3 protein-coding genes are annotated in these 2,391 nt (G+C 57.5%); 2 read left to right on the top strand and 1 reads right to left on the bottom strand.

The window, feature by feature from the left end:
- The first annotated feature begins 163 nt into the window (after positions 1-163).
- A complete protein-coding gene (locus tag NZK35_RS17900) occupies positions 164-526 on the top strand; it encodes a hypothetical protein (RefSeq protein ID WP_259633904.1) in 363 nt (120 codons plus the stop codon).
- A gap of 194 nt (positions 527-720) precedes the next feature.
- Here NZK35_RS17900 and NZK35_RS17895 read toward each other — a convergent pair whose 3' ends face one another.
- Positions 721-936: a hypothetical protein gene (locus NZK35_RS17895; RefSeq protein WP_259633903.1), complete on the bottom strand. Its 216-nt coding sequence runs from the start codon at positions 934-936 to the stop codon at positions 721-723.
- Positions 937-1,469: 533 nt separating this feature from the next.
- Here NZK35_RS17895 and NZK35_RS17890 point away from each other — a divergent pair.
- Positions 1,470-1,790 (top strand): S1 domain-containing protein, encoded by a 321-nt coding sequence (locus NZK35_RS17890; protein ID WP_259633902.1) that lies wholly within the window; start codon positions 1,470-1,472, stop codon positions 1,788-1,790.
- Positions 1,791-2,391: the final 601 nt, after the last annotated feature.

Raw genomic sequence — 2,391 nt, 5'->3', positions numbered from 1 at the left:
TCATCCCTCAAAAAACCTTCCCCGAGTATTCGAGAGCACCCACTAAAATCCGCGAAGAACCTGAAATCATAGTTTTTTGGCGGCGGCCCGCTGATCGCCGCCGTTCGTCGACTGAAGCGATCAACCTCTAACCTTGCGTCCCGATTTGCTTGACCCACAATCGTTGACCGAATTGCAGGCAGTGCTGACGTGCGGCGTGACGTTATGGACGATCGGCAGAGTTGTTCATTGGTTCAATGGCAAGGCCAACGAAACAAAGCGTGTTCACGGCCAATTCATTCCTGAGTGGATCGGCGGAATCTACATGGGTGCTGGCTTGCTTGCGCTGATGTGGTTCGGCCCTGCACCGCGCATCCCGGCACCACCTTCTCTCACATTTGCGAGTTTTGGTTTATTGATTGGGCTCGCTGCTGGTTGGATTCACGGCGGCATCCGATTGCGTCATCACCGAGCACTAAACGACGGCTCTGAAAATCGACGCCCGAGCCATGCACCTGATGACGGCAATCCCTACCGCCCGCCGTGATACATTACGGAAGTGGCGAACCAACGAATGCACGACGAGCGGCGGAGTCGAGTTCGTTCGGGATCAGTGTCGACCGTTTCGCCGCCGCCGCGTGAACTGAGTGGTGCACCGCAGTCGGCGAGTTGAGTTTGTTTTTGAGTTCAGGTCGATCGCGACGACGCGGTGACCACCGCCGTTCGCCGACCGGACAGTACCTACGCGGTGATGGCCTCGCGATCCAGTTCGACACGCTTGACCGCCAAGCCGCACTGCTCGACCTGTGCCACTGCGGAACGCATAGCCTCGTCACGTGATTCTGCCTCGCGATCAAACACGATTTCGATACCTTCGTCATGCCCCGCGAGATGACCGTCATCGCACCCCGCTGCCGCCAATTTATCCGCCAGATCGAGAATCTGCTGTTCGGACATCACTTGGTGAGGTACCACCACTCGAAATCGGTATTCCGTCATTTGATTGCTCACTTTAGTTATCGGGTCCGGGGCACGCGGCTACTTTTCGTCCAATTTGCTTTGCATGGTTCTGGGGGTTCTTCGGTGTCGAGTAGATCGCCATCCAGCAGGGACGGTGCCCGAATCCACATTTCATTGTACCCCACGCATGGGCTCTTGGCCCACTTTTCTTTACTGTCCATCCGGCGGCTTCGGCCAGCGTCAGGGCCGTTCGAATCTCTTTGTTCGGATGGTTTACCATTCTTTGCTCCTGCCGATATTCTAACGGGAGCTGTTACCCACAGCGAACCCCTGAACGCCACGAACCCGGCGATGCACCCCAGCCCGCTCGTTGCCGCGAGACACAAACTTTCACCCCGTTTCGATCATCACGCCCACGTCAACTCGATCGTAGAGGTCCGCGTGCGAGGTGTTCGCTGATGTTATTTGTCAAAGAGAATATTGGAGCTTAGCCGTTGCCGGAATCGGATTGGGACGCAGACATTCGCGCCGTGTTTCCTGATTGGCAAACAGACGCCGCCACGGAACGATGGCCCGCAATCAGAGAATCACTGAGCGTCGGCCAAACTGTGACCGGCAAAGTCGTATCACGTGCGCCATTTGGTGTCTGGCTCGACATTGATGTCAATCAGCCGGCACTTTTGCTCGTCGTGAACATGGACGGCGCAGACAACAGACGAATAACGTTTGACGACTATCCGGAAATCGGAAGCGAATTGACGACTCGAATCAATGCACTTGGTGACACGGGTGAAATCGGACTCACCCAACAGAATCCTGACAGGATGATCGAAGGCGAGGAAGTCAAATAACAATCCGTTGCACACGGAGCCGCGGGTCGCGCGGCCCGCTGATCGCGGTCGTTGAACTGAATCGAATTGCTTACCGCTTCGGCGGTTGATGTGCGGTCGCGGTCGGCTCATGTTGCGTGGGACTCCGGGCCGAAAAGCTGACGCCAGATCCTTGGGAGTCGAGCGCCGTTGGATGTTTGAAGTGCACCCATGAGATCAGAACGCGGTTTGCACTGCGACGTCGATGAACTGCGTGCAGGTGATTGGTGAATCGGCGGACGGTGCTCGGAAGACATGCGGTTGATGGGGCGTACGCGTCGTGTGGCACTTCCTTGCGAAAGATTGTGTTGGCATCCGTGCCTGATGCAGGAGTGTAAAAACTTTGTGCGACCCCGTCCGGGGTCGATGGAAGGATTGGGGGCGTGTTCCGGAGGTGGCGCTGCGCTGACCTCCGGCTACTCGCTGTGATCCCTTCGGGATACAGTGGACGCTGAGTCGCTCACGTCGGTTCGGCTGTGCACGTCCGTTGGGCAATCGAGGCGGGTCGGACTGCGGCATGCCGGGATTCGCTGCAACCCCGTCCCGGGTCGAGGGGAGGAGTTGGGGCGTGGTCCGGAGGTGG

The sequence above is a fragment of the Stieleria sedimenti genome, from assembly GCF_025060895.1.
Taxonomy (GTDB): domain Bacteria; phylum Planctomycetota; class Planctomycetia; order Pirellulales; family Pirellulaceae; genus Stieleria; species Stieleria sedimenti.
The sequence above is the reverse complement of the archived record's forward strand: the minus strand, read 5'-3'. Positions and strand labels throughout refer to the sequence as shown.

Bases quoted from the DNA above. Each gene is read 5' to 3' on its own strand.
- NZK35_RS17895 (WP_259633903.1), bottom strand. From the start codon at position 936: ATGTCCGAACAGCAGATTCTCGATCTGGCGGATAAATTGGCGGCAGCG.